We start from the raw sequence: 25,050 nt of genomic DNA, 5'->3' as shown, positions 1-25,050 counted from the left end.
CGCCCCCCTCGCCCCCGTCGACCCCGTCGACACGGAGGGCGGGCCGCGGTCCGGGCCTGCCCAAGGGTGGAAGATCCACGCGTCGGCCACGCGGGAGAACGCGGAGCGGATCGCGGGGATCGTGTGGGACTACTGCGTGCCGAGGGCGATCCCGTTCAAGTTCGTCCCGGGACCGCGGCTGCTGCACCTGCGGAACGTGAAGTACGCGGCCCGCGACGGAAGCGGCAAGTTCGTCACCGTCTACCCGGCGGACGAACGGCAGCTCCAGACGGTGCTGGAGGAACTGGGCGCACTGCTGGAGGGGCTCGAAGGTCCGTACATCCTCACCGACCTGCGCTGGAACGAGGGACCGCTGTACGTGCGCTACGGCGCCTTCGCCCGGTCCTTCGTCGTCGACGACCGCGGCACGCTGGTGCCCGCGGTGACGGACGGCGCGGGCCGGCTGGTCCCGGACCGGCGCGCGCCCTCCTTCCAGGTGCCGGAGTGGGTGACCCTGCCCGCGTTCCTGGAACCGCAGCTCGCGGCACGCAACACCACGACGGTCGCCGACCTGCCGTACCGCATCGAGAAGGCACTGCACTTCTCCAACGGCGGCGGCGTGTACTCGGGCGTCGACACCCGGGACGGACAGCGGGTCGTCCTCAAGGAGGGGCGGCCGCACGCGGGGCTCGCCGCCGACGGGGCGGACGCCGTCACCCGGCTCGCCCGGGAGAAGCAGGCCCTGGAGCAGGTGTCCGGGCTCGGTGTGGTGCCCGAGGTGCGTGACTGGTTCACCCTCGGCGACCACCGCTTCCTCGTCATGAGTTTCCTGGAGGGACGGCCGCTCAACTCCTTCTTCGCCGAGCGGCATCCGCTGCTCTCCCCCGATCCGGACCCGGCCGCCGTCGCCGGCTACACGGCCTGGGCGCTGCGCGTCCACCGCATGGTCGAGGAGGCCGTGGAGGCCGTGCACGGGCGTGGGATCGCCTTCAACGACCTGCACGTGTTCAACATCATGGTGGCCCCCGACGAGCGGTCGGTCTCGCTCCTCGACTTCGAGGCGGCGGCGCCGATCGAGGAGGACGGTCGCCAGGTCGTCGCCCACCCCGGGTTCTTCGCGCCGCCCGACCGCAGGGGCGCGGACGTCGACCGGTACGCGCTGGCGTGCCTGCGGCTCGCCCTGTTCATGCCGGTCACCACGTTGTTCGTGATCGACCGCGCCAAGGCCGCACACCTCGCCGAGGTCGTCCTCGACCAGTTCCCGGACGTGCCGAGGGCGTTCCTGGCGGAGGCGGTCGCCGAGATCACCCGGACCCCGGCGCCCTTACGGGCCGCCGCGTCACCGCTCCCGGCCGGTTCACCGCCGCCCGCGGCCACGCCGGCGACCGCCGCGCCCTCCTCTCCGTACGCTTCTCTCGCCGAGCCGGGCGACTGGCCGTACAGCCGGGACTCGATGGTCGGGGCGATCCTCGCCTCGGCCACCCCGAGGCGCGACGACCGGCTCTTCCCCGGCGACATCGCGCAGTTCTCCGAGGGCGGCGGACTCGGGCTCGCGTACGGCGCGGCGGGCGTCCTGTACGCCTTGTCGGAGACCGGAGCGGGCCGGTACGAGGAGGGCGAGCGCTGGCTGCTCGACCACACGGACCCGGTGCCGGCCGGCACACCGCTCGGGCTGTACGACGGGCTCGCCGGCGTCGGTTACGTCCTCGACCGGCTCGGGCACCCGAAGCGGGCGCTGGACCTCGTCGACACCGTCCTCCACGAGAAGTGGCACAAGCTGTCGTCCGACCTCCAGGGCGGCCTGGCCGGCCTCGGTCTGGTCCTCGACGAACTGGGACGTACGACCGGGGAGGCGGAGCTGGAGGCACGGGCGGCGGAGGTGGCCCGAATTCTCCAGGATCGCCTGGCCGAGCCGCGGCGCGCCCCGAGGAAACGGCGTGCCGGACTCCTGCGCGGCGCGAGCGGCCCCGCCCTGTTCCTGCTGCGCCGATACGAGTCGACCGGTGATCCGGCGCTGCTCGCGTCGGCCGCCGAGGCGCTGCGCCGGGACCTGGAGTGCTGCGTCGCGCAGCCCGGCGGCAGCCTGGAGGTCGACGAGGGCTGGCGCACGCTGCCCTACCTCGGCGACGGCAGCGCCGGAATCGGCATGGTGCTCGACGACTACCTCGCACTCACCGGGGACCGGCCGGACGACGGCCCGGGCGAGTTCGAGCGGGCCCGCGCGGGAATCCTGACCGCCGCCACCTCGCGCTTCTACGCGCAGCCCGGGCTGTTCCAGGGCAGGGCCGGCATGATCCTCCACCTGCACCGCACCGGCGCTCCACCCGAACGGATCGCCGAGCAGGTCACCGGACTCGGCTGGTTCGCGATGTCCTACCAGGGCCGGCTGGCCTTCCCCGGCCACCAGATGATGCGCCTCTCCATGGACCTGGGCACCGGAACCGCAGGGTGCCTGCTCGCGCTCGCCGCCGCCCTCGACGACGAGGTGCCCGCTCGACTGCCGTTCCTGCCGCCGCCACGACGGCGGCCCTGATACCCGGCTTCGCCGCCCGGCGGAGTCGTGACCCGATCCGACCCCGTCCCCACCCGGAGAACAGGGACCGGGGACAGGAAACACAGCGAAAGGAAACCAATCATGGCCCTTCTCGACCTGCAGACGATGGAGTCCGACGACATCACCGGCGGCGGCAACAGCACGCTGAGCCTGCTCTCGTGCGTCAGCGCCGCCAGCGTGACGCTCTGTCTCTGACGGAACCGGCCCCACGGCTCCGGACGGCTCCCGTCTCATCACGAGGCGGGGCCGCCCGGGGCCGCTCCTCGTAGCGCCTTTCCTCTTCGCTGCTCGTGCCGGGAGGCCGCACGGTGACTGTTTCCCCCGGCCCCGCCGCCTCGTCCCACCGCGTCCAACCGTTCCGCTCGGACCACCCGCCCGCCTCGACGGGAGACGCGCTGCTGCGTGCGGCGACCCGCCACAGCGGTGTCCGCTGTGTGGCCCTGGGCCTGCTGGCGCTGGCCGCGACGACGGCGAACCTGCTGCTGCCGGCCGCGCTCGGGCAGGCGCTCGACGCCCTGCTCACCGACCCCTCCGGGGCCACGCGCCGGGTGCTCTCCTGCACAGCCCTGATCCTCGTACTCTCGGTGCTCGACGCCTTCGAGACAGTACTGGGCGCCACCACGAACGCCCGGGCCACCGCATGGCTGCGCGAGCGTCTGACCAGGCATGTGCTGGACGCGGGCCCGCGGGCCGGCCGCCGTTTCGGGCCGGGCGAACTCGTCGCGCGCCTCGTGGGCAGCGCAGGCCAGGCGGGAGCCGCACCCGCGGCCCTCGCCGGGGTGCTCGCCGCCCTGGCCACACCGCTCGGGGCGATCGTGGCGCTCTGGCTGATCGACTACCGGCCGGCGTTGGTCTTCCTCTGCGGGGCGCCCGTCATCGCGGTGCTCCTCAAGCGCTTCACGCGCGACTCCTCGCAGTGCGTGGCCCGTTACCAGGACGCGCAGGGCCGGATCGCCGGTTCGCTCACGGAGGCGATCGACGGAGCTCGCACCGTCGCGGCGGCCGGGACCGCCGACAAAGAGGTGGCACGCATCCTGCGCCCGCTTCCCGAACTCTCCCGCGAAGGCCACCGGATGTGGCGCGTCCAGGGGCGTGCCGCCGCTCAAGCCGTCGCGGTGGCGCCGCTGCTGCAGATCGCGGTGCTGGCCACGGCGGGCCTGCTGCTCACCCGAGAGGCGCTCAGCGTCGGCGAGTTGCTCGCCGCCTCCCGGTACGCGGTGCTGGCGTCCGGCGTCGGTGTCCTGGTCGGCCGGCTCGGCGGACTGATCGAGGCGCGGGCCTCGGCCCATCGCCTCGGCGAGCTGCTCGACGTCCCCGCCACCGCACACGGGACCCGCCACCTCCCGCGCGGCCGAGGGAACTTGGAGCTGCGGGGCGTCACCGTGCACCGCGGCGGGCGAACCGTCCTCGACGGCGTGGACCTCGTGGTCCCCGGCGGGACGACCCTGGCCGTCGTCGGCCGCTCGGGCACGGGCAAGTCGCTGCTCGCCGCCCTCGCCGGACGGCTGGCCGACCCGGACGGCGGTGACGTGCTCCTCGACGGTGTGCCGCTGCGCGCACTGGACCGGCGCGAGCTGCGCCGCGAGATCGGCTACGCCTTCGAGCGTCCCGCCCTGCTCGGTGACAGCGTCGAGGCCACGATCGGGTTCGGCCACCCCACGCCCCCGGCGCACCGGATCCGGGCCGCCGCACGCACGGCCCGCGCCGACGACTTCGTACGACGCCTGCCACACGGCTACGCGACGCCCTGCGCCGGAGCCCCACTGTCCGGCGGGGAGGTCCAACGGCTCGGCCTGGCGCGGGCGTTCGCCCGCGGTGGGCGGCTGCTGATCCTGGACGACGCGCTGTCGAGCCTCGACACCGTGACCGAACACCACGTCAGCGAGGCGCTGTTCGGGAACATGCCCGGACGCAGCCGGCTGATCGTCGCCCATCGTGCGTCGACGGCGGCGCGGGCGGACACTGTGGCCTGGCTGGACGAAGGGCGGGTGCGGGCGGTGGGACGGCACGACGAGCTGTGGACGTCCTCCGCCGAGTACCGGCGGGTGTTCGGGAGCGGCGCGGAAGCGGCCGAGGGCCCGGCCGGGGGCGCGGACGATGGCTCGGACCCGTCGGGCCGCGAGCGCACCGGAGACAGCCGATGAGCGGCAACCGTGTGTACCGGCGTGGGCTCCGCTTCCTGCGGGCCAGGGGGCGGGTGGTCGCACGGCTCGCGGCCTGGTCCGTGCTGGAGTCGGGGCAGACCTTCCTCACCGGATTCGCGCTGGCGCGGGCCGTCGACGCGGGGTTCCTGGCCGGCCGGGCGGCGGTGGGACTCGGCTGGCTCGGGGCCGCCGCCGTCGCCGTCGTCGCCGGGGCGTACGGCACCGGGCGGGTCTACCTGGCCGTGGCCGCGCTGGTCGAGCCGTTGCGGGACCGGCTCGTGCGGGACGTGGTCGACCGGGGCGTGCGGGACGCGGACCGGGGCGCGCTGTCCCGGCTCACCCAGCAGGTGGAGATCGCCCGCGACACCTTCGCCGGGATCGTGATGGTGTCGCGTTCCTTCGTGTTCACCGCCGTGGGCGCCCTGGTGGGCCTGTTCTCGCTCGCTCCGCTGCTGCTGCTCGTGGTCGTGCCGCCGCTCGCCGCCTCACTGGTCCTGTTCGCGCTGACCCTGCGGCCGCTGACCCGCCGGCAGGAGGCCTTTCTGGTCGCCGACGAGGAGCTCGCCACGCAACTCGGCGCCGTCTGCCCGGGGTTGCGGGACATCACGGCCGCAGGCGCCGAGGAGCAGGTCACCGCCGACGCGCTGGAACGGATCGGTGCCGAGCAGCGTACGGCGCGCTCGCTGGCCCGCTGGGGCGTGCTGCGCGTGGTGTCCCTGACGATCGGCGGACAGCTGCCGATCGTGCTGCTGCTCGCCACCGCGCCCTGGCTCCTCGCGCACGGCGTCACGGCGGGCGCCCTGGTGGGCGCCCTCTCGTACGTCGGTCAGTCCCTGCTCCCGGCCCTGCAGAACCTCATCCACGGCCTGGGCACGAGCGGCTCCAGGCTGGCGGTGGTCCTGCGCCGCCTCTCGCCGGGCGACCCGACCGCCCCGACCGTCCCGACCGTCCGGGACACCGCGGACGACGTCCGGGAGCCCTCAGCCGCACGCGCGCCGGCGCCGGCCTCGGCCGCGCGCCCCTCCCCACCGGCAGCCGCAGCCGTCCCCCTCTCCCACGTCACCCTCTCCCATGTCACCTTCGCCTACGGCCCCGCCAGCGAGCCCGTGATCGAGGACCTCGATCTGTCGATCCCCCACGGCACCCACCTGGCGGTCGTGGGCCCCAGCGGCATCGGCAAGTCCACGCTCGCCGCGCTCATGGCCGGGCTCCTCCGGCCGACCGGTGGTTCCGTGGACGTACATGTGGACGTACACCAGGTGCCCGGCGCCCGCCCCACGGAACGTCACCACGTGCTGATCCCGCAGGAGGCGTACGTCTACACCGGGACGCTCGCCGAGAACCTCGGCCATCTTCGGGCGGGGGCCGTGCCGGAGGCGGAGCTGCTGGCCGCGGCGGCGGACGTCGGACTGACCGCGCTGCTCGACAGACTGGGCGGACCGACGGCCGAAATCGCCCCGGGCACCCTGTCGGCGGGCGAGCGCCAGCTCATCGCGCTGACGCGCGCCCACCTCGCGTACGCCCCCCTGGTCCTGCTCGACGAGGCGACCTGTCACCTCGACCCCGCGGCGGAGGCCCGCGCGGAGCACGCCTTCGCACGACGGGGCGGCACCCTCGTCGTGGTGGCGCACCGGGTCAGCTCCGCTCTGCGGGCCGACCGGGTGCTGGTCATGGACGGGCCTCGCACCGCGTACGGCGACCACGCGGAGCTGCTGGAGCGCTCGCCCCTCTACCGGGACCTGGTCGGGGCCTGGTCCGGGCCCTCACAACCAGCCCTCTCCCTGCGAGATCCGGATGGCGTCGACGCGGTTGCGGGCGCCGGTCTTGCGCGTGATGGCCGCCATGTAGTTCCGCACGGTCCCGTTGGACAGATGGAGACTGCAGGCGATCTCCGCGACGGAGGCACCGTCGGCGGCGAGTGAGAGCACACTCAGCTCTCTTCGGGTCAGCGGCATCCGAGCCGCCTGGAGGAAGCCGAAGCCGAGCGAGTCGTCGACGAAGCGCTCGCCCGCGGCCACGCTCCGGATCGCGGAGACGAGCCGCTGCGGCGAACCCTCCTGGTCCACGAAGCCGCGCGCGCCGGCGTCGAAGGCGCGCCGCAGGAGACCGGGCTTTCGCGCCGTGGCCAGCACCAGCAGCCGGGGATCCTGCTCGTCGCGACCGCAGAGTTCGCCCAGCGGCGGCATTCCGTGCGAGTCCGCCCGTTCGAGATCGGCCGCGCAGATGTCCGGCTGCAACGACCGAGCGCTGCTGGGCGCACCGCACCACGGAGCCTCGAACACCAGCAGGTCGGATTCCTGGCGGAGCCACTCCGCCAGCACCGACCTCACCAGACATACGTCATGCACCAGAAGCACCCGGATCACATCCGCCCCTCCCGTACCCCGTCCGCCCATTCCCCTGACCGTTCCGTCCGGCTGGTGTGTCCGGCTGGTCCGTCCGGCGGGTCCGTCTTCTGACCGGCCGGACCGTCGTGGCCGCGCTCCCACCTATTGCGTTGCTTTCTGCGCGTGCCCATTCACCGGCGCGTCCCACCTATCCCTTTTCCCGGGCGTGAAGAACCAGCCACCGGGGCGCGCGGCGGCGTACGGGCGACCGCCACGGCTCACCCGGGCCGCCTCGCCGTGCGGGAACCGCCCTGACGAGGGAGCCTTGACCTCTGGGCTCCTTCGCGTGTCCGAGGGAGGAGGTGGTCGGCGTGTCCGACTGGCAGACGTCCGGGCATCCGTCCCGGGCCGCGGCGGGGCCGGTCGGCCGGCCGCTGCTCTCGCTGACACTGGCCGCCCTCATGGACGACGTGCACGCCCACTCCGGCGCGGTGTACCTGCTGACTCCCGGCGAACCGGTACTGGAGATGGCGGTGATGGCGGGGCTGCCCAGGGCGTTCGCGGCTCCCTGGGAGCGGGTGGGGCTGAGCGCGCCGATCCCGATGGCGGAGGCGGCGCGGCACCGGCGGTTCGTGTGGGTGGGCGGCGAGGAGGAGATGGCCCGCCGCTATCCGCGGATCTCGGTGGTCCTGCCGTACCCGTTCGCGCTGGCCGCGCTGCCGGTGGCGACCGACCGTGCCACCTACGGAGCGGTCTTCGTGACCTGGCCGGGCGCGCATCCCGCGGAACTGTCCGACTGGGAGCGGGACCATCTCACGGCCGCCTGCGACCGGCTCGCGATCCGGCTGGAGCGCGCGTACGAGAGCGGCCACCAGGTCCGGGCCGAACCCGATCTGCTCGCCCCGGCGCCGATGACGAGCGTGGCGGGGGCGCTCGGTACGGTCGAGGCCGCGCGGATGGTGGCGCGCCTGCCGTACGGGTTGTGTGCGCTGGATCTGCGGGGACGGATCACCTTCGCCAACACGGCGGCGTCCGAACTGCTCGGGCTGCCGGTCGGCGCGCTGCTCGGCACCCAGCTGTGGGCGTCGGTGTCCTGGCTGAACGACCCGGTCTACGAGGACCGCTACCGCGCCGCGCTGCTCAGCCAGCGGGCGACGTCGTTCGTGGCGATGCGGCCGCCCGCGGACTGGCTGTCGTTCCGGCTCCATCCCAGTACCAACGGGCTGAGCCTGCGGATCACCCGGGCACGGGCCGTGGCGCGGGAGAGCCGCGCCGCCTTCCAGCACGCGGAGACCGGCACCCGTCTCGTCACCATCTCCCAGGTCCTGAGCCTGGCCGGGACGCTCACGGAGGCGGTGGGCGTGCAGGACGTCGTGCAGCTGGTCGCCGACGAGATCGCGCCCGCCGTCGGCAGCCAGGGTCTGGTGATGCTCGGCTCGGAGGCGGGCCGGCTGCACGTCCTCGGGCACCGCGGCTACCCGAACCCGCAGGCCGTGGAGCGGTTCGACGGGATACCGCTGACCGATCGGACACCCGGCACGCACGCACTGCGGAGCGGTCTGCCGGCCTTCTTCGAATCCCGCCGGGAACTGTCGCACCTCTACCCGGATCTGAGCCTGTCCGCCGACGACCTGGCGGCCTGGGCGTTCCTGCCGCTCATCGCGTCCGGGCGGCCGGTCGGCACCTGTGTGCTCGCGTACGCGCAACCGCATCCCTTCCCCGCCGACGAGCGCGCCGTACTGACCAGCCTCAGCGGGCTCGTCGCGCAGGCACTGGACCGGGCCCGCCTCTACGACGCCAAGCACCGGCTGGCACACGGCCTGCAGGCCGCGCTGCTTCCCCACTCACTGCCCGCGCTGCCCGGCATGGAGGCGGCCGCCCGCTATCTGCCGGCCACCCGGGGCATGGAGATCGGCGGGGACTTCTACGACCTGGTCCCGACCGGCAGGGAGGCCGCGGCGGTGATCGGGGACGTGCAGGGACACAACGTCACCGCGGCCGGGCTGATGGGTCAGATGCGTACCGCCGTACGCGCGTACACGACCGTCGGCCAGTCGCCCGGGGAGGTGATGAGCAGCACCAACCGGCTGCTGATCGACCTGGGCACCGAACTCTTCGCGAGCTGTGTCTATCTGCGTCTGGACCCGGCGCACGGGCAGCTCGTGATGTCCCGCGCGGGGCATCCGCCGCCGCTGCTGAGAAGGCCGGACGGCAAGGTACGGGTGCTCGACCTGGCCGGCGGGCCGCTCCTTGGCATCGACGCGGCGGCCGGTTACCCGACGACCGATGTGGCGCTGCCGCCCGGCTCGCTGCTCGCCCTCTACACCGACGGGCTGATCGAATCCCCCGGCATCGACATCGAGGACGCGCTGGCCGGGGTGGCGGAGCGCCTCGGGGAGATCGGTGACCGCCCGCTGGACGAGGTGGCCGACAGCCTCGTACAGCACAGCGGAACGGCGGAGCAGCGGATGGACGACGTGGCCCTGCTGCTGCTCCGCGCGCGGGCCGACTGACGGGCCCCGGGCTCGTACGTACGGACGTACGTACGAGCCCGGGGCCTCGTGCCGCTCGGCCCTGCGAGCGGGAGCCGGCCCCAACCGGCCCCACTCGCTCTCCGCTCGGCGCGGCCCGGTCCTCCCGCCGGAGGGAACCGGGCCGCTCCGAACGGCGCCGTTACCGACCTACGGTCGGGTCACTGGTTGCGTACCAGGCCCGAGTCGTCGTCCGCACCGTCGCCGTGTCCTTCGCCGGTCTGGCCGGCCTGGTCTTCGGCGCCGCCGACCTGCTCCTCGGCGCCTGCTTCCTCGCCGCCGACCGCGTCACCGCCGGCGCCGGCTTCCTCACCCGCCCCGGCCTCTTCGCCCGCGCCGGCTTCGTCGCCCGCGCCGGCCTCTTCACCGGCGCCGGCACCCGCGTCGCCCGCACCGAGGGTCGCGCCCACCGCGGTCAGCGCGGTGGTCACCGGCTGGAAGAAGGTCTCGCCGCCGATGGTGCAGTCGCCGCTGCCGCCCGAGGTGAGGCCGATCGCGCTGCCGTCCTCGGTGAACAGCGAGCCGCCGCTGTCACCGGGCTCGGCGCAGACGTCGGTCTGGATGAGGCCGGTGACCGTGCCCTCCGGATAGTTCACGGTGGCGTCGAGGCCCGTGACCTGGCCCTCGTTGAGGCCGGTGGTGCTGCCCATCCGCTGGACCGCCTCGCCGACCGCGGCCTCCGCCGCCTGCGTGATCTCCACGCTCTGCTCGCCGGTGTTCACCGTGCTGGGCGCCTCGGTCGCCGGGTCGTCGTACTTGACGAGGGCGAAGTCGCCGTCTCCGGGGAACGTGGCGGTCTCGACCGTGCCGATCGGCGCGCCGTCCTGCGCGTCCGACCACTCGGCGGCGGCGACACCGCAGTGACCCGCGGTCAGGAAGGCCGGGGTGCCGTCGTCGGCGACGACGTTGAAGCCGAGCGAGCAGCGTGCGCCGCCACCGAAGATGGCGTCGCCGCCCTCGACGAACGTCTTGAACTCACCGGCGGACTTTTTGATGGTCGCCATGCCCGAACCGAGGGTCTGGACGGTCGACTCCAGCTGGTCCCACTTTGCGCCCGTGACGGTGCTGTCGGCGGTGACCTGGATCTTGTTCGTCCGGGGGTCGACGGCCCAGGAGGTGCCGGGGATGGTCGCGTCGGCCTTCAGCGTCTGCGAGGCCGACTTGAGCGCGGCGGTGGAGTTGTCGACCTCCCGGACGACCGCACCCGCCTTCTGCGCCAGGATGATGTTGTTGTTGTCGCCCACGACGTTGATGACGAGCTGCTGCTTGCCGGAGTCGTAGTACGCACCGGCAAAGGCTTCGCCGAGCTGTTCGGCCAGCTGCGAGGCGAGGTCGGACGCGTCCGCGGCCTTCAGCGTTCTGGGCGCGGCACCTTCCGTCGCATCGGTCTGGGACGCCATCGCGTTGGGGAGGATGAGCGCCGCCGCGCCGAGCGCGACCACGCCTCCTGCTGCTATGACGGCCTTGCGCTTGGGTATCCGCTTGTGACTCAACTTCTTGACCTCCTGGGGACTGGGGGGTCCGAGCCGCCGAACGGCAGCTGACTGCGGGCGCCTGGATGGCTGTTGATACGCAAGCGGTGCGTGGGGCGTTCAACGCCCCTGCCCAACTTCCTTTGCGAAAGCACGAATCAGCCACGCCGGATGTACGTCCCGGGGCGCCGGGGGATCACGTCCGCGCGACGCTGACCACGGCCGACGCGGACCGGCCGCCTCCGGATCTGCCGCCTGCGGACGGCTCGCCCTCTGGTTGCTCGAACTCCGGCCGTCCGCGGAGACAGCGGAGACGACGGAGACAGTGGAGACGACGGAGGGCGCTGGGCCGTACCGCCCGTGCGGTCACGGTGTACGCGTGGGGTTTACGAGGTCTAAGGGGGTTTACGGCTCGGCATACGGGAAAGACGTAGGCGCCGCTCGGCCGATATCGCGCCTATATCCGGCCGGAATGCAGTGCGGCGGGCGAAAGCGGCCGGAATACGGGCACAGTCTCTCCCTGGCTCTTCCTGGCTCTTCCGGGTCCATTCGCGTGACGCCATCGGAAATGCGATGCCCTCCAATGGATCACCCAATTGGAGCTCCGTCTGCAGGCGACCTACCTTCGAGGCATGTCGAAGATTCTTTTCGTAGTGACCGGTGCCGATTTCTGGACCCTCGCAGACGGCACGAAGCACCCGACCGGCTTCTGGGCCGAGGAGGCCGTCGCCCCCTACGAGGCGTTCAGGGCCGCGGGCCACGAGGTCGTCGTGGCCACCCCGGGCGGTGTCGCGCCGACCGTGGACAAGGGCAGCCTGGCCCCCGAGCTCAACGGCGGGCAGGAGGGCGCGGACAAGGTCGCCGCTGCCCTCGCCTCCTTCGACGCGCTGCGGCGTCCGATCCGCCTGGAGGACGTCGACCTCGACGACTACGCGGCCGTCTACTACCCCGGCGGCCACGGCCCCATGGAGGACCTCTCGGTCGACGCCGACTCCGGCCGGCTCCTCACCCGCGCCCTGGAGTCCGGCAAACCGCTCGGAGTCGTCTGCCACGGCCCGGCCGCACTGCTGGCCGCCACCGACAAGGACGGCGACAACGCCTTCGCGGGCTACCGCCTGACCGGGTTCAGCAACATCGAGGAGACCGAGGCCGGGTTCGCCGACAAGGCCAAGTGGCTGCTCCAGGACCGTTTGGTGGGGCTCGGTGCCCGCTTCGAGGAGGGCGAGCCGTGGGCCCCGTACGTCGTCGTCGACCGGAACCTCGTCACCGGCCAGAACCCCGCTTCCTCCGCGCCGCTCGCCGCCGAGCTCCTGAAGAAGCTCGGCTGACCACTCCTCGCACTCTGCTACACGGCAGTCACAGTCTGTTCCTCGGCCGGAGCGGAATCCCGGCTTCAGGAAATCTGCACATCGAATACGCACCCAGGTCACGGCACGCGACGAATCCGCACAACGGAGCGTCGCGTGCCGCGTCATTGGAGAGGTGTGCCCGATTCAGCATCCCGGCACTTGTCGCCGAGATGTGAATGACCCCCGGGCCGTGTGAAGAAGTCGCCACCACACGGTGCACGGGCCTGCACGGATGAACCGATCCGCCTCTCCCACACCCCGATCACATGGTCCGTTGATTGGATACGCGACGCGCCACCGTGCTTTGATCCATTGCACCGCGGGGGCCGTGCGGTTTCCGTTTCCGGGGTTCCGGTTCCGGGATCCGGGCGCTCGCGGTCGCGGCCGAACATCTGTCCCCAGAGGGGCCGCTCCCCCCTTGTGAATATCAATAGGAAGGGAAGTTCCATCATGAACTCCACCCCCCAGGTCCAGACCGCCGAGATCTCCGACGCGGACCTCGACAACGTCTCCGGCGGCCTCGCGCTCAACGCCGTCAGCACCGTCACCGGTGTCGTGAACGGCATCGCCCCGGTCTCCGGCCTGGTCGACACCGCCGTCGGCACCGTCGAGGGCGCGACCGGCCTGAGCACCGCGCCGGTCACCGGCCTGGTCGCCGGTCTCTGATCACTTCTGTGATCGCCTAGCGTGCCGTGAGTCCCGGAACCATCCCCCCGGTTCCGGGACTGTATTTTTTGAGGCTCGGTTCGCCTCCGGGGCGCAAAAGCCGGTGTCGAGAGGCCGATCGTGCTCGACCCTCCTTCGTCGGGCCTCCGCGCGTTCGGCCTCTCGACACCGGCGCGCCCCTTCGGCTCACTCGCCGTAGGTGTGCCCCTTCGCCACAGGCGCGCCCCCTTGGCTTGCTCGCGGGGGTCGCCGTCAGTCACTCGCAGGTGAGGGAAGTCCCGTGCAGTTCCGCCAACAGGCCCTCGCCAAGCTGCAGTCGCCGGAGGAGCTCGACCTGCCGGTGCGGTTCGCCCGGCCCCAGGGCTGGCTCGTGCTGGCCGTAACCGTCGTCGTCATGGCGGCCGCGTCGGTCTGGGCCGTGACGGGCTCCGTGGCGTCCACCGTGAGCGCGCCCGCCATCCTCACGCACGGGCAGGGCAGTTACCTCCTGCAGAGCCCCGTCTCCGGCCAGGTCACCGCGGTCCTCACCGAGCAGGGCCGGCGGATCGCCGCGAACGCCCCCGTCCTCAAGGTCCGTACCGCGAAGGGCGAGACGGTCGTACGCAGTGTCGCCGCGGGCCGGGTCACCGGGCTCGCCGCGACGATCGGCGCGATCGTCAGCACCGGCACGAACGTCGCCGCCGTGGAGAAGGTCGCCGACACCGACGACCCGCTGTACGCGACGGTGTACGTGCCCGCCGAGAACGCCGCCACGATCCCCTCGGACGCCGCCGTCGACCTGACCGTCCAGTCCGTACCGACCCAGGAGTACGGGGTGCTGCGCGGCCATGTGAAGTCGGTCGACCGGGCCGCCCAGTCACCACAGCAGATCGCCGCCTTCCTCGGCGACAGCCAACTGGGCGAGCAGTTCACCGAGAAGGGCAGGCCCGTGGCCGTCCTCGTCCGGCTCGACCGGTCGTCGGGCACGAAGTCCGGCTACAAGTGGTCGTCCGTACAGGGGCCGCCGTTCCGGCTCGACTCCATGGTCATGGCCTCCGGCTCGATCCGCCTGGACGACCAGCGCCCGATCGATTGGCTCCTGCCGTGACCGCGCCCCAGGACACCTCGTCCACCACCCACACCGCCGAGGACCGACTGCCGCCTCCTGTACGGGGCCGCCGCCGCACCGCGCCGCCCAAGCGCAAGGTCCCCAAGGGCCGGGGCAGAAACGTCCGTACGCCCACCGTCCTCCAGATGGAGGCCGTGGAGTGCGGCGCCGCCTCCCTGGCGATGGTCCTCGGCCACTACGGGCGGCACATCCCGCTGGAGGAGCTGCGCATCGCCTGCGGCGTCTCGCGCGACGGCTCACGGGCCAGCAACCTGCTGAAGGCGGCGCGCAGTTACGGCCTCACCGCCAAGGGCATGCAGATGGACACGGCGGCCCTCGCCGAGGTGCACGCTCCGGCGATCCTGTTCTGGGAGTTCAACCACTACGTCGTCTACGACGGGATGGGCCGCCGCTTCGGCCGGCGCGGGGTGCACATCAACGACCCCGGCAAGGGCCGGCGTTTCGTCCCCATGGAGGACTTCGACACCAGTTTCACGGGCGTCGTACTGGTCCTGGAACCGGGTCCCGACTTCGAGAAGGGCGGCCGCAAGCCCGGCGTCATGGGCGCCATGCCGGCCCGGCTGCGCGGCACGTCGGGCACCATGCCCGCGGCCGTGCTGGCCAGCCTGCTGCTGGTGGCGGTCGGCGCCGCCGTGCCCGCGCTCAGCCGTACCTACATCGACATGTTCCTGATCGGCGGGCAGACCTCGCTGCTGTGGGTGCTGTTCGCGTCGATGGGCGCCAGCGTGCTCCTGACGGTGGTGCTGACCTGGCTGCAACAGGCGAACCTGCTGCGCGGCCGGCTCATCTCCTCCACGCTCAGCAGCGCCAAGTTCCTCCGGCACCTGCTGCGCCTGCCGGTCACCTTCTTCTCCCAGCGCAGCCCGGCCGACCTGGTGCAACGGCTCCAGTCCAACGACGCGGTGGCCGAGACACTGGCCCGGGACCTCGCGGCGGCGGGCGTGGACGCGGTCGTCGTGGTCCTGTACGCCGTGCTGCTCTACACCTACGACCCGCAGCTCACCGCCGTGGGCATCGGGGTGGCCCTGCTCAACGTGGTGGCCATGCGGGTGGTGATCCGGCTGCGGGCGACCCGTACGGCGAAGCTGCGCGCCGACAACGCACGACTGACGAACACGGCGTACACCGGGCTGCAGTTGATCGAGACGATGAAGGCGACCGGCGGCGAGGACGGCTACTTCCGCAAGTGGGCGGGGCAGCACGCCACCACATTGGAGGAGCAGCAGCGCCTCGGTGTGCCGAGCGCCTGGCTGGGGGTCGTCGCGCCGACGCTGGCGACGCTCAACAGCGCCCTGATCCTGTGGATCGGCGGGATGCGGGCGGTGGAGGGGCACATCTCCATCGGTCTGCTCGTCGCGTTCCAGGCGCTGGTGACCCGGTTCACCGCGCCGATCACCCGGCTCAACGGTGTCGCAGGCCGCATCCAGGACTTCGCGGCCGACGTGGCACGCCTGAAGGACGTCGAGAACTTCGCCGCGGACCCGCTCTACTCGCGGCGCGGCGCCGGCGACAGTACCCGCAGGCTGCAGGGCCACGTCGAGTTGGAGAACATCACCTTCGGCTACAGCCCGCTCGACAAGCCGCTGCTCTCCGGGTTCTCGCTGACGGTCGGCCCCGGCCGGCAGGTCGCCCTCGTCGGCGGTTCCGGGAGCGGCAAGTCGACGGTGTCCCGGCTGATCTCGGGTCTGTACGCGCCCTGGGAGGGCGTGATCCGGATCGACGGGCAGCGGCTGGAGGACATCCCGCGCGGTGCGCTCGCGTCGTCCGTCTCCTTCGTCGACCAGGACGTCTTCCTCTTCGAGGGCACGGTCCGCGACAACATCGCCCTGTGGGACCCGTCGGTCCCGGACGAGGCGGTGGTCGCCGCGCTCCGGGACGCGGCGCTGTACGACGTGGTGATGCGCCGTCCGGGCGGTGTCCAGAGCCGGGTCGAGCAGGACGGCCGGAACTTCTCCGGCGGCCAGCGTCAACGCCTGGAGATCGCGCGGGCGTTGGTCCGCAGGCCCAGCATCCTGGTGCTCGACGAGGTGACGAGCGCGCTGGACGCGGAGACCGAGCAGCTCGTGATGGACAACCTGCGCAGGCGCGGGTGTGCCTGTGTAGTGATCGCGCACCGGCTCAGCACCGTGCGGGACAGCGACGAGATCGTGGTGCTCCAGCACGGCACGATCGTGGAACGCGGGCGTCACGACGCCCTGGTGGCGGCCGGCGGCGCGTACGCCGAGCTGGTCAGGGAGCGATGAGATGACGTCCGCGTACCCGCAACATCACCAGCCTCAGCAGAACGAAGAACAGCATCAACAGCCCGTCGCCGAGGGTGACTACGTGCTCGCCGCGCTCGGCGGCATGGGCGCTCCCGTCGACGGCTCGGGCCTCACCCGCCTGGACCTCGAAGGGCCGCACGTCCTGTGGCTCGTCGCGGCCGGGGCCATGGACCTGTTCGCCGTCGACGCGGCCCAGCAGGGCCACTGGCACCACCTCGGCCGGCTCGAAGCGGGGTCGCTGCTGCTCGGCCCGGTCGCGGGACCGCAGCACACGCTCGTCGGCAGGCCGCTGCGCGAGTGCGTCCTGCGCCGCGTCGAACTGCGCGAGTTGTACCAGCCTCCGCAGACGGAGACCTGGACGTACGACGCGTACGGCAACCCTCAATACGTACCCCCGTCGACCAGCCCCCTGGAGTACGCCCTCTCCCTCGGCATCGGCCGGGGCCTCGCCATCCTGTTCGAGGCGCCGCTGGCCACCGAGCGGGGCGCGGCCCTCACCGACGACGACATCCTGTGGATGCAGGTGCCGCCGGGCAGTGTGCGGTACGGCTCCCTGTACGGCGCTGAGGCCGCGGCGGACCTGTTGGTCGACCCGGCGATGTGGCAGACGATGGTCGACCAGCAGTACCGGCTGCTGGCCACGCTCGACCGCTGGATCGAACAGCTGGAGCGCACCCACGAGAACCGGACGGCCGCGGGCATCAAGGCGGGCGAGGCCGTCCGCGCCCAGGCCGACCGCACGCTGCTGGCCTCCATCTCCAAGCGCTCGGGTCCTGGCCCCGGCGCGGCCGACGCCGATGCCACGTACGCGGCGTGCAGGCTCGTCGCCCGCGCGGCCGGGATCACCCTCTCCGACCCCGCGAAGGGCGGCACGGAGAGCGACCGGCTCGACCCGGTCGAGCGGATCGCGCTCGCCTCCCGCGTCCGGGCGCGTGCCGTACGTCTCGACGGGCGCTGGTGGCGCGACAACGTCGGCGCGCTCGTCGGCCACCGGGTCGCCTCGGGCGCGCCGGTCGCGCTGCTGTGGCGGCGCGGCGGATATGTGGCGGTGCATCCGTCGAGCGGCCGGGAGACACCGGTCGAGAAGGCCAACGCGGCGGAGTTCGAGCCGCGGGGGGTGATGTTCTACCGGCCGCTGCCCGAGCGCGGGCTGACCCCGCTGCGGCTGCTGCGGTTCAGCCTCCAGGGCACCGGCTCGGACATGCGCAATCTGGCGCTCAGCGGGCTGGTGACGGTGGCGCTCGGCGCGCTGGTGCCGATCGCGACCGGCAAGGTGCTCGGCGAGTTCGTACCGAAGGCCCAGGAGAGCCTGATCGTCCAGATCTGCCTGGCCATCATGGTCGCCAGTGTGGTGTCGGCGGCGTTCATGCTGATGCAGAACCTCACCATGCTGCGCCTTGAGGGCCGTATCGAGGCGACGCTCCAGCCGGCCGTGTGGGACCGGCTGCTTCGGCTGCCCACGAAGTTCTTCACCTCGCGCTCCACCGGTGAACTGGCCAGTGCCGCCATGGGCATCAGCGCCATCCGCCGCATGATGGCGGGCCTCGGCCCGGTGGTGGTCCAGTCGGTGACGGTCGGCGCGATGAACCTCGCGCTGCTGTTCTGGTTCAGCGTCCCGATGGCACTCGCCGCGATCGGCATGCTCGTGGTGATCGCCGCGGTGTTCCTCGGGCTGGGTCTGTGGCAGGTGCGCTGGCAGCGCCGGCTGGTCGTGCTGAGCAACAAACTCAACAACCAGGCCTTCCAGACCCTGCGCGGTCTGCCGAAGCTGCGGGTCGCGGCGGCGGAGAACTACGCGTACGCGGCCTGGGCGGGCGAGTTCGCCCGCAGCCGTGAGCTCCAGCAGCGGGTCGGCCGGATCAAGAACCTCACGACCGTGCTGGGCGCGGTGTACCTGCCGCTCTGCTCGCTGATCATGTTCATGCTGCTGGCGGGCCCCGCGCGCGGCTCGCTGTCGGCCGCCGCCTTCCTGACGTTCAACACCTCGATGACCATGCTGCTGACGTCGGTCACCCAGCTGACGGGCGCCTTCGTGTCGATGGTCGCGGCGCTGCCGATGTTCGAGGAGATCAAGCCGGTTCTCGACGCGACGCCCGAGGTGCGGGTGGCGAGCACGCGCCCCGCCGAGCTGTCCGGTGCCATCGAGGCGAAGAAGCTGTCCTTCCGCTACACCGACGACGGGCCGCTGGTCCTCGACGACCTGTCCTTCGCCATCCGGCCCGGCGAGTTCGTGGCGGTCGTCGGGCCCAGCGGCTGCGGCAAGTCCACGCTGCTGCGGCTGCTCATCGGCTTCGACAAGCCGGTATCGGGCAGTGTGCTGTACGACGGCCAGGACCTGGCCGCGCTCGACCAGTCGGCCGTACGCCGCCAGTGCGGTGTCGTGCTCCAGCACGCGCAGCCGTTCACCGGCTCGATCCTGGACGTCATCTGCGGCGCGGAGCCCTACACGCCCGAGGAGGCGATGGCCGCCGCGGAGATGGCCGGGCTCGCCGAGGACATCCGGCGCATGCCGATGGGGCTGCACACCATCGTCTCCGGCAGCGGCGCGGTCTCCGGCGGCCAGCGCCAGCGGCTGATGATCGCCCAGGCCCTGATCCGCCGCCCGCGCATCCTCTTCTTCGACGAGGCGACCAGCGCCCTCGACAACGAGACGCAGCGCACGGTCATCGAGAGCACCCGCGCGCTGAACGCCACCCGCGTGGTGATCGCGCACCGGCTGTCCACCGTCATGGACGCGGACCGCGTCATCGTGATGGAGGACGGCCGGATCGCCCAACAGGGCTCGCCCGCCCAGCTGTTGGCGGACACGGGCGGCCGACTGCACGAGCTGGTACGGCGGCAGATGCGCTAGGGCCCTGGGCGCCCGGCCGGGTGTCCGCGGCAGGTGCCCCTGCCGGGCGGCCCGGTCAGGTACCCCTGCCGAGGCCGCCGCAATGCCCCCTCGGCCACCTCCGCGCAGGCCTGCGCGCCGAGGCGGAAAGGCACACCTCCCGCCCGGCACATGCAAAAGACGCAGCCCGGTGCGCCGGCCAGACGCCCCGGCCGCGCGCCCCGGTCAGGCGTCCCGGTCAGGCCCGCCGGGCGCCGCCACGTGGCCCCTTCGGCCACCTCCACGCGGCCTGCGCGCCGAGGGCGGAGAGGCACATCTCCCGCCCGGCGCCACGGAAAAGACGCAGCTCAGGTACGCGGCTCAGGTGCGCCGCCGACGTGTGATCCTCGTCTCGCTTGCGAAACTTTGCCGTTTCGATAAAAGTGGTCTAGCCTCAAGGCGTACGAAACAGTTTCGTTTAGGTGCGGCCCGTGCCGAGCGAACTCTCCCTGGAGTTGGTGCTCCCATGCCAAAGACACAGACCCTGTCCGAAAGTGCCCCCAAGGGCACGGCGGACCCGTCCGGCGCGGCGCCGCCGGCGAACCGCTGGTGGATCCTCTCGATCGTCGGAATCGCGCAGTTGATGGTGGTGCTGGACGCGACCATCGTGAACATCGCGCTGCCGTCCGCGCAGGCCGACCTCGGGTTCACCGACGGCAACCGGCAGTGGATCGTCACGGCGTACGCGCTCGCCTTCGCCTCGCTGCTCCTGCTGGGCGGCCGGATAGCCGACCTCTTCGGGCGCAAGCCCGCCTTCCTCGTCGGCGTCGCCGGATTCGCCGGAGCCTCCGTGCTCGGCGGCATGGCGAACAGCTTCGGGATGCTCGTCACCGCGCGCGCCCTCCAGGGTGTCTTCGGCGCCCTTCTCGCGCCCGCCGCGCTCTCGCTCCTGAACACGACGTTCACCGACGCCAAGGAGCGCGCCAAGGCGTTCAGCGTGTACGGCGCGATCGCCGGCGCGGGCGGTGCCGTCGGGCTGCTGCTCGGCGGTGTGCTGACGGACGCGCTGGACTGGCGCTGGACCCTGTACGTCAACCTCGTCTTCGCCGTCGTCGCCTTCGCGGGCGGCTGGGTACTGCTGAGCAACCGCCGTGACGCCGCGAACTCCAAGCTGGACCTGCCGGGCGCGCTGCTGGTCTCCGCCGGTCTCTTCTCCGTCGTCTACGGCTTCTCCAACGCCGAGACCCACGACTGGGGTTCGCCCCAGACCTGGGGCTTCCTGGTGGCGGCCGGTGTCCTCCTGACGGTGTTCACCTGGTGGCAGACCCGTGCCGCGCACCCGCTGCTGCCGATGCGTGTCCTGCTGAACCGCACCCGCGCGGCCTCGTTCATCGCCGTCCTGGTGACCGGTGCGGGCATGTTCGGCGTCTTCCTCTTCCTCACCTACTACCTGCAGCTGAACCTGGGCTTCAGCCCGACCAAGACCGGTGTGGCCTTCCTGCCGATGATGGCGGCCCTGATGATCATGGCCCAGGTGTCCACCACGGTGCTGGTGCCGCGCATCGGACCGAAGATCATCATCCCGACGGGCTTCGCGCTCGCCGCGGTCGCGATGGTCTGGCTGACCGGCATCGGGGTCGACTCCGACTTCTCGACCGCCGTACTGCCGCCGCTGCTCGTGATGGGCGCCGGCCTCGGCATCGTGATGCCGCCCGCGATGGCCCTGGCCACGAGCGGGGTCGCGGCGGCGGACGCGGGTGTCGCCTCGGCGACGGTCAACACCATGCAGCAGGTGGGTGGTTCCATCGGTACCGCGCTCCTGAACACACTCGCCGCGAGCGCCGCGACCAGCTACCTGGCGGGCAAGGACCCCGCGGACAAGCTGGTCAGGGCCCAGTCGACGATCGAGAGCTACACCACCGCCTTCTGGTGGTCGGCCGGATTCTTCGCGGCGGGCGCGCTGATCACGTTTCTGCTCTACCACCGCGGGGTTGCCGAGCAGGACCCGGACGCCGCGCCGGTCGTCCACATGTGAGCCACCGGAAGCTCACCCAAAGCTGAGGGGTCGCCGTCTTCAGGGAGACGGTGGCCCCTCTTCACTGCGTGGCATCCCCTTGACCCGACTGTTGTCTGCGGCGCCGTGGGGGCTGGTCGCGCGGTTCCCCGCGCCCCTGAAAGCGGGGCGCGGCGGCGGCGAGCACCAGCCGGCCCGCCCTGCCGATCGCCGTGCCGAGGTGCTCGGCGAGGGAGAGCAGGACCGCGAAGACCCGGAGTGAGAGCGGGACTCTCCTCCTGGGGCGACCCGGCTCGGTGCGACTGCCGCCGCCTCTGCCGCTCGGGTCCGGCGAGGGCGTCGGCTCAGGCATCCTCCCTCCGCGCCGGGCCCGCGACCGGGACCGGCACCTCGTCGGCCGAGCCCGTGGCCAGGGGCCTTGCGTGCCCCCCGGCCACGGGCTGTGCGGGATCCCCTGCGGCCCGGCGTCGCACGCGCAGAACCCGGGGCCGTCGGACCCCTCCCCCCGCCGTGACCGCAACGGCGCCCAGCAGGGCCAGCGCCGCGGCCGGTGCCAGTGAGGCCCAGGGTGCCCGCTCCGCGTACGGCTGGTTCTCGGACAGCAGGAGGCCCCACTCCGGGGACGGCGGCTGGGCGCCCAGACCTAGGAAGCCGAGGGCCGCGAGAGCCAGGGCCACCCCCGGCAGGCGCAGCAGCGCGTGGCGCAGGACCGGTGGCAGGACGGCCGGGAGGAGCTCGTGGCGGAGCAACTGGAGCGGGCTCGCGCCCAGGCCCCGGGTCGCCGCCAGGTGCGTGGTGGCCCGCTCCTGTCGGAGCAGGGCCGAGGTGTGGGCGGCGAGCGGCGCCCAGGCCACGGCGGTCACCGCGAGGGCCGGGGTGGCGCGCCCGCTGCCCGCGACCGCGGTGACGAGGAGTGCGGCGAGTACCGGCGGCACGGCGTTGACCGTGTCGACCAGCGGCCCGGAGAACCGCGGCAGCAGCCCCAGCAGTACGCCGAGGACGAGCGCGGCCACGCTGACGGCGGCGGCCAGGGCCAGGGTGTCCAGCGCTCCGTGGCCGACCCGGGCCAGAACGTCGCGCCCCAGCGCGTCCGTGCCGAACGGATGCGCCCAGGAAGGGGAGCGGAGCCGGGCCGTGGTGTCCAGTTCGAGGGGGTCCCGGGTCAGGCCCAGGGCGACGACGGCGAGCAGCAGTCCGCCGTACAGCAGAGGCGGTGTCGTGGGACGGGACGGCGTCGGGCGGTGCAGTGAGGGCAGCGCGCCGTCGCGCAGGGCAGGGCCGATCAGGAGGCGGGCGGTGAGGCGGGCGAGGCCTCCGACGGCCGCCGCCAGCACGACGAGGGCCAGGGTGCCGGCCTGGAGGACGGGCAGGTCCTGCGCCACCGCGGCCTGCAAGGAGAGCCGCCCGAGCCCAGGGATGTCGAAGACCTGCTCCACGGCGACCGCGCCGCCGGTCAGCCCGACGACGAACAGCCCCACGTTCGGCAGGAGTCCGGGCACACAGCGGCGCAGCGCCTGCCGTGCGACGCTCCGGCCGCGCACCCCGCGCGCGGCGGCCGCCAGCGCCCACGGTTCGGCGAACGCGCCCGGCAGCAGGTCGTCGAGCATCCGCCCGAGCAGCGCGCCCGCGGGCAGGCCGAGCGAGAGCGCGGGCAGCACCATCCACCGGGGGCCGTACCAGCCGAGGCCGGGCAGCCAGCCGAGTTGCACGCCGACGACGGAGGCGAGCACCGAGGCGGTCAGGAAGTCGGGCAGCGTGGCCAGGAGCGCCGAGCCGGTGCCCGCGGAGCGCCGCTCTCCGAGCCGTCGCGCGGCCCCGAGCCGCAGGGTCCGCGCGCACGCGGCACCCGCGGTGACGGCCGCGACGGCCAGCGCCCCGCCCATCAGCAGCAGCGAGGCCCCGAGTGCCTGGAGGACCGACGGCGTGACGTCCGCGCCGGAGATCCAGGACCGGCCCGCGTCACCGTGCGGCAGCCCGCCGAGCCAGTCACCCAGCAGCCGCACAGGACCGGCGTCCAGGCCCAGTTGGCCGCGGATCGCGTCCAGTACGTCAGGGGTCGGGGCACGTTCGGCGGACCGCGCCCTGAGCACGGTGAGCGCCGGGTCCGTGCGCGAGAGCCACGGCAGCAGCCCCACGCCGCACAGCAGGACGGCGACGAGGACGGCGCGCCAGAGCAGCACCGGCGCCCCGCCGCGTACAGAAGCTCGCAGGGAAGCTCGTACAGAGGCTCGTACGGAGGCTCGTACGGCGGTCTTGAGCACGTGAGCCGTCGCCCGCGTCAGCGTCGGGTGCCGACGCCGACGAGGCCGCGCTCGTACGGGTCGAGCAGCACGCCGCTGACCTCGGCGCCGACGCCCGTGATGATCCGCTGGTGGACCAGGGGCACGACGGCGTCCGTACCGAGGATCGCCGCCTCGGCGGTCATCGCCGCGTCCTGCCGCTTCGCGGTGTCGGTGACCGACTGGGCCGCGGAGACGGCCCTGTCGACCTTCTCGTCGCAGAGCAGTGCCAGGTTGTAGCTGCCCTCGCAGGTGTAGTCGCCGGCCAGGATGGAGACGGGGTCGCCGGTGTCGAGCATGGTGTTGCGGGCGGACACGACCGCGTTGAACTTCCCGGCCAGCGCGTCGCTTTCGAGCCGCGCGTACTCGCGCACCTGGAGCTTCACCTTGAACCCGGCCTTCTCCAGCTGCTGCTTCAGCACCTGCGCGACCTCGGGCAGCTCGGGCCGGTTGTCGTACGTGGCCAGGGTGAGCGTCTGCCCTGCCGCGACGGCCGTGACGTCCGCCGCGGCCCGGCCGGCCGGTTGTACCCGCTTGTCGGCCGCCCAGGTCAGGGCGGGACCGTAGATGCCGGCGCCGGAGTCGGCGTGGCCTTCGTAGACGCCCTTGGCGAGGACGGAGGTGTCGATCGCCTCGCGGGCGGCGGCCCGCGCCTTCGGGTCCTTGAGGGCGCCCGACCGGGTGTTGAGCAACAGGCTGGTGGTGCGGGTGGTGGCCGTCTCGCGGCGGGACGCCCTGTCGAGGGACGCCGCCTGCGAGACGGGTACGGCCTCGGCGATGTCGGCCTCGCCGGTGCGCAGCGCGTTCGTCCGGGCGGTGCCGTCGGCTATGAACCTCGCGTCGACGCCGGAGGCCTGGGCGCGTCCGCCCCAGTAGTCGTCGTAGCGGTCGAGGGTGGCCGCGGTGGTGCCGGTGACCTTGACGAGTTCGAAGGGTCCGGTGGCGGTGCCGACGGGGCTGACGGCGTCCTTCTCGGCGTACGCCTCGGCCGAGAGGATCACCAGGCCGGGGCTGGACAGGCGCAACGGCAGGGCGGGGTCGGGCTCGGCGGTGGTCACGCGTACGCGGCCGTCGTCCGCGGCCTCGGCGGTGAGTTCGACGCCGGACAGGGCGGCGGTCACGGGGTCGGCGCCCGCGGCGCGGGTGAGGGCCGCGGCGACGGCCTTCGGGGTGACCTCGGTGCCGTCCTGGAAGGCGGCGTCCCGCAGGGTGAACAGCCAACCGCGGTCGTTCTCTCGGCTCCACGACTCGGCGAGCGCGGGGGCTGCGACGCCGTTGGCGTCGAGGCGGGTCAGACCCTCGGTGACGCCGAGCCTGCTGAGGAGGGTGGCGTCGGCGCCGTACGGGGAGAAGTTCTCGGCGGGCGGGAAGGCGAGCGCGACCTTCAGCCGGGAGCCTTCCGAACCGCCGGCGGACGCGTCACCGCCCTCGGCGGCGAAGCAGCCGGTGAGCAGGGGGGCGAGCAGCAGTCCGGCGACGAACCGGCGACGGCGCGGCGTTGAGGGCATGGTCTCTTTCGTTCGTTCGGGGTGGGGCGCGGCGGGCGAACGGGGC

15 protein-coding genes and 1 pseudogene are annotated in these 25,050 nt (G+C 72.7%); 11 read left to right on the top strand and 5 right to left on the bottom strand.

Features of this window, described 5'->3' with window-relative positions; all coding sequences use genetic code 11:
• From lanKC to AOK01_RS46300, 4 genes are all read left to right on the top strand, one after another.
• Positions 1–2,512: class III lanthionine synthetase LanKC (gene lanKC / locus AOK01_RS09955; RefSeq protein ID WP_055510573.1), on the top strand; the 2,512-nt coding region annotated here is incomplete at its 5' end.
• 102 nt (positions 2,513–2,614) lie between these two features.
• Positions 2,615–2,728 carry a SapB/AmfS family lanthipeptide gene (locus AOK01_RS09950; RefSeq protein ID WP_055510572.1) on the top strand — a complete coding sequence of 38 codons (114 nt, stop codon included), beginning with the start codon at positions 2,615–2,617 and terminating at the stop codon, positions 2,726–2,728.
• A 200-nt stretch (positions 2,729–2,928) separates the two neighbouring features.
• A complete protein-coding gene (locus AOK01_RS09945; protein ID WP_055510576.1) occupies positions 2,929–4,677 on the top strand; it encodes an ABC transporter ATP-binding protein in 1,749 nt (582 codons plus the stop codon).
• On the top strand, positions 4,674–6,599 hold the full coding sequence (locus tag AOK01_RS46300; protein WP_055510571.1) for an ATP-binding cassette domain-containing protein: 1,926 nt from the start codon (positions 4,674–4,676) through the stop codon (positions 6,597–6,599). Before AOK01_RS09945 ends, AOK01_RS46300 begins: the two co-directional genes overlap by 4 nt.
• Here AOK01_RS46300 and AOK01_RS46295 read toward each other — a convergent pair.
• Positions 6,525–6,863 (bottom strand): annotated as a pseudogene (locus AOK01_RS46295) (LuxR C-terminal-related transcriptional regulator); the annotation flags it as partial. The gene AOK01_RS46300 and the pseudogene AOK01_RS46295 overlap by 75 nt on opposite strands.
• Positions 6,864–7,366: 503 nt before the next feature.
• Between AOK01_RS46295 and AOK01_RS09935 the strand changes: the two are divergent.
• Positions 7,367–9,517: a SpoIIE family protein phosphatase gene (locus tag AOK01_RS09935; RefSeq protein WP_055510570.1), complete on the top strand. Its 2,151-nt coding sequence runs from the start codon at positions 7,367–7,369 to the stop codon at positions 9,515–9,517.
• Between the two features lie 179 nt (positions 9,518–9,696).
• Here AOK01_RS09935 and AOK01_RS09930 read toward each other — a convergent pair whose 3' ends face one another.
• The gene (locus AOK01_RS09930; protein ID WP_055510569.1) at positions 9,697–11,028 is read right to left on the bottom strand and encodes a S1 family peptidase; all 1,332 of its coding nucleotides are present in this window, start codon (positions 11,026–11,028) and stop codon (positions 9,697–9,699) included.
• Positions 11,029–11,639: 611 nt separating this feature from the next.
• On the opposite strand from AOK01_RS09930, the gene AOK01_RS09925 reads away from it, so the two are divergent.
• From AOK01_RS09925 to AOK01_RS09900, 6 genes are all read left to right on the top strand, one after another.
• Entirely contained in the window at positions 11,640–12,335 is a 696-nt protein-coding gene (locus tag AOK01_RS09925; protein WP_055510575.1) for a type 1 glutamine amidotransferase domain-containing protein, read from the top strand.
• A gap of 471 nt (positions 12,336–12,806) precedes the next feature.
• Positions 12,807–13,022, top strand: a complete 216-nt coding sequence (locus AOK01_RS09920; RefSeq protein WP_055510568.1) for a hypothetical protein — start codon at positions 12,807–12,809, stop codon at positions 13,020–13,022.
• Positions 13,023–13,302: 280 nt separating this feature from the next.
• The gene (locus tag AOK01_RS09915; RefSeq protein WP_055510567.1) at positions 13,303–14,109 is read left to right on the top strand and encodes a biotin/lipoyl-containing protein; all 807 of its coding nucleotides are present in this window, start codon (positions 13,303–13,305) and stop codon (positions 14,107–14,109) included.
• Positions 14,110–14,156: 47 nt separating this feature from the next.
• Positions 14,157–16,373 carry an NHLP family bacteriocin export ABC transporter peptidase/permease/ATPase subunit gene (locus AOK01_RS09910; RefSeq protein WP_107099778.1) on the top strand — a complete coding sequence of 739 codons (2,217 nt, stop codon included), beginning with the start codon at positions 14,157–14,159 and terminating at the stop codon, positions 16,371–16,373.
• 103 nt (positions 16,374–16,476) lie between these two features.
• The gene (locus AOK01_RS09905) at positions 16,477–19,245 is read left to right on the top strand and encodes an NHLP bacteriocin export ABC transporter permease/ATPase subunit (RefSeq protein WP_055510574.1); all 2,769 of its coding nucleotides are present in this window, start codon (positions 16,477–16,479) and stop codon (positions 19,243–19,245) included.
• Between the two features lie 484 nt (positions 19,246–19,729).
• Entirely contained in the window at positions 19,730–21,238 is a 1,509-nt protein-coding gene (locus AOK01_RS09900) for an MFS transporter (protein ID WP_055510565.1), read from the top strand.
• Positions 21,239–21,299: 61 nt separating this feature from the next.
• Here the strand turns inward: AOK01_RS09900 and AOK01_RS43475 are convergent, their stop codons facing one another.
• From AOK01_RS43475 to AOK01_RS09890, 3 genes are all read right to left on the bottom strand, one after another.
• On the bottom strand, positions 21,300–21,569 hold the full coding sequence (locus AOK01_RS43475; protein WP_157871248.1) for a hypothetical protein: 270 nt from the start codon (positions 21,567–21,569) through the stop codon (positions 21,300–21,302).
• The gene (locus AOK01_RS09895; protein ID WP_079103306.1) at positions 21,562–23,100 is read right to left on the bottom strand and encodes an ABC transporter permease subunit; all 1,539 of its coding nucleotides are present in this window, start codon (positions 23,098–23,100) and stop codon (positions 21,562–21,564) included. The genes AOK01_RS43475 and AOK01_RS09895 overlap by 8 nt, the downstream gene beginning before the upstream one ends.
• A 395-nt stretch (positions 23,101–23,495) precedes the next feature.
• Entirely contained in the window at positions 23,496–25,004 is a 1,509-nt protein-coding gene (locus AOK01_RS09890; RefSeq protein ID WP_055510564.1) for an ABC transporter substrate-binding protein, read from the bottom strand.
• Positions 25,005–25,050: the final 46 nt, after the last annotated feature.

Origin of the sequence: Streptomyces aurantiacus (assembly GCF_001418335.1) — a bacterium.
Taxonomy (GTDB): Bacteria; Actinomycetota; Actinomycetes; order Streptomycetales; family Streptomycetaceae; genus Streptomyces; species Streptomyces aurantiacus.
The sequence above is the reverse complement of the archived record's forward strand: the minus strand, read 5'-3'. Positions and strand labels throughout refer to the sequence as shown.